We start from the raw sequence: 5,417 nt of genomic DNA, 5'->3' as shown, positions 1-5,417 counted from the left end.
CCGTGGTCCCGCCGGCCGCGGCCGCGCCGGTCGCGGCCGCCCCGGCCGGCCGGCGCCGCGGCCCGATCAGCTTCCGCTGGTGGGGTACGTCGGGATGGCGGGTCGACATCGGCGACCGGACCGTCCTGGTCGACCCCTACCTGAGCCGCATCGACACCGGGCTGTTCACGGGCGCCTTCAACCAGTCGACGTCGTTGGAGGTCGACACCTCGGTGGTCGACGCGCTGGTGGACCGGGCCGCGACGGTGTTCGTCACGCACACCCACTGGGACCACTACATGGACGTCCCGTACATCGCCGGCCGCACCGGCGCCCGGGTGTTCGGCACGCTGACCGCCTACCACCTGGGGTTGGCCTACGGGGTGCCGTCCGGGCAGCTCAGCCCGGTCAAGGGCGGCGAGGTGCTGGACTTCGGCGACCACACGGTGGAGGTGGTCGGTGCGCTGCACAGCCGCAACCTGTCGTACTCGATGGCCTTTCCGGGCGTACGGGTCAGCCCGCCGCCGAAGCCGGCGACCATCGCCGACCTGCCCGAGGGCGACACCCTCTCCTACCAGCTGCGGGTCGACGGCGGCCCGGCGGTGTTCTTCATGGGGGCCAGTGACTTCGTCGAGCGGAACCTGACCGGTCTCGCCCCCGACGTGGCGATGGTGGCGCTGCCGAGCAGCACCGCCACCGCCGACTACGCGGCCCGGCTGCTGGCCGCGCTGGACCACCCGAAGGTGGTGGTGCCGGTGCACTTCGACAACTTCGAGGCCGAGCTGCGTAACCCGGTGCCGGTGGCGCCGAACGACCGCGAGCGCCTCGACGAGTTCGTCGCCACCATCCGCCGGGTGTCGCCGCGCAGCCGGGTGCTGGTGCCGGAGTACGGCACCGCGTACCACTTCTGAGCGGGCCGGGGCGGACGGCGGGTGCCGTCCGCCCCGCAGCATGATTACCTATCATTCCCTATCTGGGCTAAAGTAGGGAGCGATGGATGAGGAAATGTATTCGGTCGAGCAGGTGGCCGACCGGCTCGGCCTGCACGTGCGGACGGTGCGCGGCTACATCCGCTCCGGCCGGCTCAGGGCGGTGCGGATCGGCAAGCAGTACCGGATCGCCCGCACCGACCTGGACGCGCTGACCGGGCAGCCGGCCCGGCCCGCCACGGTCGCACCGGTCGAGGTGTCGAGCATCGTGCAGGTCGACGGCGTTGACCGGGCCGCGGCCGACCGGCTGGGCACGTTCGTGCTCGCCGCGGCGAACACCGGCGGCGGCGGGCAGCCGCTGCGCGTCCAGACCGTCCACGACGAGGAACGGAACCGCATGAAGATCGTGATACTCGGTGGCGCCGCCGCGACCGCCGAACTGCTGCGCCTGGTCGACGCCGTGCTCGACGGCGACGCCGGCCTGCTGGCGGGGGAGGTCGGCGATGCCTGACGTCCTTCAGCAGCGGGCCGGGGTGCAGGTGCTGGTCTGCGACCCGGCCGGCCCGCCGGTGGCGACCGAGCAGGACGCGCTCGACCTGATCGGCGCGGCCTTCCTCGGCGCCCAGGTGGTGGCCGTTCCCGCGAGCCGGCTGGACGAGCGCTTCTTCGCGCTGGGCACCCGCTTCGCCGGCGAGGTCATGCAGAAGTTCGTCAACTACCGGCTGCGGCTGGCCGTGGTCGGCGACATCTCCCGGCACCTGGCGGCCAGCTCGGCCCTGCGCGCCCTGGTGGAGGAGTCGAACCGGGCCGGGCACGTCTGGTTCCTGCCCGACCTCGACGCGCTCGACGCCCGGCTGCGCGGCGACACCGACGGGCGACGCACGGCCTGAGCGGCCCGCCGGCCGGGCTGGTCGCCCGCTACCCCTCCGCCAGCTCGGCCAGGGCCCGGACCGAGCGCCAGTTGCGGGTGGTCGCCACCACGCCGAGCTGCTTCTCCAGGTAGGTGTTGGTGAACTTCGACCGGCCGTAGCCGCCGTCGGGGAAGTGCAGGTAGACCTCCCGGCCGCTGACGGTGAACGCCACGTTCTCCCCGCCGGGCACGGCCAGGGCGTCCACGGCGGACGGCTTCGGCGCGGTCGCCAGGAAGGCCACCAGCAGCCGGGTCGGGTCGTCCTCCCGCCCGGCGTACGGGTTCCCACCCGCCACCGCCGCCAGCTCCCGGCCGCTGCGGACCAGCACCGGCACGGTCAGCCCCAGCTCGCCGGCGATCGCCTGCTCGATGCCGCGGGCCAGCCGTTCGGCGTCGCGCACGTCGCTGCCGAAGACGACGTTGCCGCTCTGCAGGTACGTCCGCACGTCGGCGTGCCCCAGATCGGTGACGAGTCGGCGCAGGTCGGCCATCGCGACCTTCACCCCGCCGACGTTGACCCCGCGCAGCAGGGCGACGTACCGGTGCATGACGACCTCCTCGACGTCCGGGCGCTGCCAGCCTAGGCCGCCCCACCGACGCCCGCGACGCGGCGGACCCGGCGTGGCGGGGTGCCCGAGGCCGGCGATCCGGCGCGGCGGGGCGCCCGAGGCCGGCGATCCGGCGCGGCCAGGCGCGGTTCAGCCGGGTTCCCGCCCGGCCGGGCCCACCAACCCGGTCTCGTAGGCGACGATGACCAACTGGGCCCGGTCGCGGACGGCGAGTTTGGTGAGCAGCCGACCCACGTGCGTCTTGACCGTCGCCAGGCTCAGCTGCAGGTGCGCGGCCAGCTCCACGTTGGACAACCCGCGGGCGATCAGCGTGAGCACCTCCCGCTCGCGATCGGTCACCCCGTCGAGCCGGCGGGGCAGCGGTCGGGACGGCTCCGCGCGCCGGGCGAACTCGTCGATGAGCCGGCGGGTGACCGTCGGCGCGAGCAGCCCCTCGCCCGCCGCCACCACCCGGATGCCGGCCAGCAGCTCGGCCGGTGGGGTGTCCTTGAGCAGAAACCCGCTGGCCCCGGCGCGCAGCGCGCCGTACACGTACTCGTCGAGGTCGAACGTGGTCAGGATGAGTACCCGACAGCCCGCCGTCGCGGGATCGGCGCAGATCCGCCGGGTCGCCTCGATGCCGTCCATCTCCGGCATCCGGACGTCCATCAGCACCACGTCCGGACGGTGCCGGGCGGCCAGGGCTACCGCCTCGGCGCCGGTTCCCGCCTCGGCGACGGTGGTGCAGCCCGGGTCGAGGTCGACCAGCACCCGGAAGCTGCCGCGCAGCAGCGCCTGGTCGTCGGCGATGAGCACCCGGATCATGCGACGGCCCGGTACGGCAGGCGGGCGCTCACCGCGAACCCGCCACCGGAGCGCGGGCCGGCGGAGAACTCGCCGCCGTGCAGCGTCACCCGCTCCCGCATGCCGGTCAGCCCGTGGCCGTGCCCGCCCATCCGCACCGGGCGCCGGCCGTCGTCGACCACCTCGACGCGGACCTCGCCGGGCGCGACGACGATAGTGGCCCGGCAGGCGGCCGGCGCGGCGTGCTTCACCACGTTGGTGACCGCCTCCTGCACGATCCGGTACGCCGCCAGGCCCACCGACTCCGGCACCGCCCCGACGTCCGGCCCGTCCCGGCGGACGTCGACGCGCACGTCCACCCCGCCGATCGCCGCACGTTCGGCCAGCCCGGGCAGCTCGTCCAGGCCGGGCGCCGGAGCGTACCCGGCGCCCTCGCGGAGCGCGCCGAGCACCCGACGGATGTCGGTCAGCGCCGCCCGGCCGGCCTCCTCGATCACCCGCAGCGCGTCCCGGGCCTCGCCCGGTTCGGCGTCGGCGACGTGGTTGGCCACCGCCGCCTTCACCACGATCAGGCTCATCGTGTGGGCCACCACGTCGTGCAGCTCGCGGGCGACGCGCAGCCGTTCCTCGGTGACCGCCTGGCGCACCAGCTGCTCGCTCTGCCGGGCGGCGAGCGCCCGCCGTTCCCGCACCGACCAGCCCACCAACCAGCCCGGCGCGATCATGACGGCGGCGTAGCCGACCGCGCCGGTGCGGGACCACAGGTCACCGGCGGTCGTCGCCAGCGCGGCGCTCACCACCACCAGGCCGACCGTGGCGTACACCAGTGACCGCAGCGGTGGCGTGGCGACGGCCAGCGTGTAGCAGGCCAGCCCGATGGCGAACGCCGGGGCGGCGGCCGCGAAGTCGGGGATCACGCCGGTCGCCAGCGCCGCCGCGGCGGCCAGGCTCACCAGCAGGGCCACGCCGACCGGCCAGCGCCGCCGGACCGCCACCGGCAGCCCGATGACCAGCCCGGTGAGCACCGACGCCCACACCGGTTCCCGGACCCCGCCACGCAGCGGGGACTCCAGGGCCGCGTACGCGCAGAGCGCCGCGCCGACCACCACGGCCAGCACACCGTCCACCAGGTACAGGTCCACCGGCCGCAGTCGCCGGGCAAGCAGCGTGCCCACGGGACCGACGGTAACCGCCGACCGGGGGCGGCGCGTCCACCCGAGGCAGGTCATCCTCGGGGATGACGCGGCGACCGCGAAGGCGCCCGGATACCCCTGCGGGCGGGCCGGAAAGTGCCGGCCCCGGCACGACGCGTACGGCCCCGCCGGCCCGGCACGGTGGCGGTATGACCACAGACACGGTGACGCTGACCGGGCTCCGGGCGGTGTACGGCTCGGGCAGCCGACGGGTGACGGCGCTGGACGGGGTGACGACCAGCTTCGCGAGCGGCACGTTCACGGCGGTGATGGGGCCGTCCGGCTCCGGCAAGTCGACCCTGCTGCACTGCGCCGCGGGGCTGGACCGACCGGTGGCGGGAACCGTCACCGTCGACGGGATCCGCCTGGGCGACCTGAGCGAGGACGAGCTGACCCGGCTGCGCCGGGACCGGATCGGCTTCGTGTTCCAGGCGTTCAACCTGATCTCCTCGCTGACCGCCGCGCAGAACGTCGAACTTCCGCTGCGGCTGGCCGGTCGACGCCCGGCGGACCGGGACGTCACGGCCGGGCTCGCCGCCGTCGGGCTGGCCGACCGGGCCGGGCACCGGCCCAGCGAACTCTCCGGTGGCGAACAGCAGCGGGTCGCCATCGCCCGGGCCCTGGTCACCCGGCCGGCGGTGGTCTTCGCCGACGAGCCCACCGGCGCGCTGGACAGCGCCGCGTCCCGGCAGGTGCTGCGGCTGCTGCGGGCGCTGGTCGACGAGCACGGGCAGACCGTCGTCATGGTCACCCACGACCCGGCGGCCGCCGCGTACGCCGACCGGGTGCTGCTGCTCTCCGACGGCCGCCTCGCCGACGAGCTGACCGGCCCGCTCACCGCCGCGTCCGTCGCCGCCCGGATCGCCGACGCGATTCCGGAGCCGTCGTGCTGACCGCCCGACGATCGGCCGGCGCGTTCGTGGCCGTCGCCGTCGGTGTCGCGCTGGTCTTCGCGAGCACGCTGCTGCTCGCGTCCGGCCGGCCGTCGACGCCGGAGCGGCTGGCCGGGGCCGCCGTGCTGGTCGCCAGCCCCGAGGCGTACTCACCCGCCGAC

General features: G+C 75.1%; 7 protein-coding genes. 4 read left to right on the top strand and 3 right to left on the bottom strand.

Annotated features, from left to right (window positions below; translation table 11 throughout):
* The 3 genes from DLJ47_RS33190 to DLJ47_RS33180 form a co-directional block, all read left to right on the top strand.
* Nucleotides 1-890 (top strand): MBL fold metallo-hydrolase (locus DLJ47_RS33190; RefSeq protein WP_199236100.1); only part of this gene is annotated, 890 nt, incomplete at its 5' end.
* An 82-nt stretch (nt 891-972) separates the two neighbouring features.
* Nucleotides 973-1,419 carry a helix-turn-helix domain-containing protein gene (locus DLJ47_RS33185; protein ID WP_233258153.1) on the top strand — a complete coding sequence of 149 codons (447 nt, stop codon included), beginning with the start codon at nt 973-975 and terminating at the stop codon, nt 1,417-1,419.
* Nucleotides 1,412-1,798 carry a DUF4180 domain-containing protein gene (locus DLJ47_RS33180; RefSeq protein WP_109906040.1) on the top strand — a complete coding sequence of 129 codons (387 nt, stop codon included), beginning with the start codon at nt 1,412-1,414 and terminating at the stop codon, nt 1,796-1,798. Before DLJ47_RS33185 ends, DLJ47_RS33180 begins: the two co-directional genes overlap by 8 nt.
* Before the next feature lie 28 nt (nt 1,799-1,826).
* On the opposite strand, the gene DLJ47_RS33175 is transcribed toward DLJ47_RS33180, so the two are convergent.
* From DLJ47_RS33175 to DLJ47_RS33165, 3 genes are all read right to left on the bottom strand, one after another.
* A complete protein-coding gene (locus DLJ47_RS33175; protein ID WP_109906038.1) occupies nt 1,827-2,366 on the bottom strand; it encodes a DUF1697 domain-containing protein in 540 nt (179 codons plus the stop codon).
* 150 nt (nt 2,367-2,516) lie between these two features.
* Nucleotides 2,517-3,191 carry a response regulator gene (locus tag DLJ47_RS33170; RefSeq protein WP_109906036.1) on the bottom strand — a complete coding sequence of 225 codons (675 nt, stop codon included), beginning with the start codon at nt 3,189-3,191 and terminating at the stop codon, nt 2,517-2,519.
* On the bottom strand, nt 3,188-4,345 hold the full coding sequence (locus DLJ47_RS33165) for a sensor histidine kinase (RefSeq protein WP_233258152.1): 1,158 nt from the start codon (nt 4,343-4,345) through the stop codon (nt 3,188-3,190). Before DLJ47_RS33165 ends, DLJ47_RS33170 begins: the two co-directional genes overlap by 4 nt.
* 167 nt (nt 4,346-4,512) lie before the next feature.
* Here DLJ47_RS33165 and DLJ47_RS33160 point away from each other — a divergent pair, with 167 nt between their 5' ends.
* On the top strand, nt 4,513-5,256 hold the full coding sequence (locus DLJ47_RS33160; protein WP_109906032.1) for an ABC transporter ATP-binding protein: 744 nt from the start codon (nt 4,513-4,515) through the stop codon (nt 5,254-5,256).
* The last annotated feature ends 161 nt before the right edge of the window (nt 5,257-5,417 follow it).

The sequence above is a fragment of the Micromonospora sp. S4605 genome (assembly GCF_003176715.1).
In the GTDB taxonomy this organism is placed as follows: domain Bacteria; phylum Actinomycetota; class Actinomycetes; order Mycobacteriales; family Micromonosporaceae; genus Micromonospora; species Micromonospora echinaurantiaca.
The sequence above is the reverse complement of the archived record's forward strand: the minus strand, read 5'-3'. Positions and strand labels throughout refer to the sequence as shown.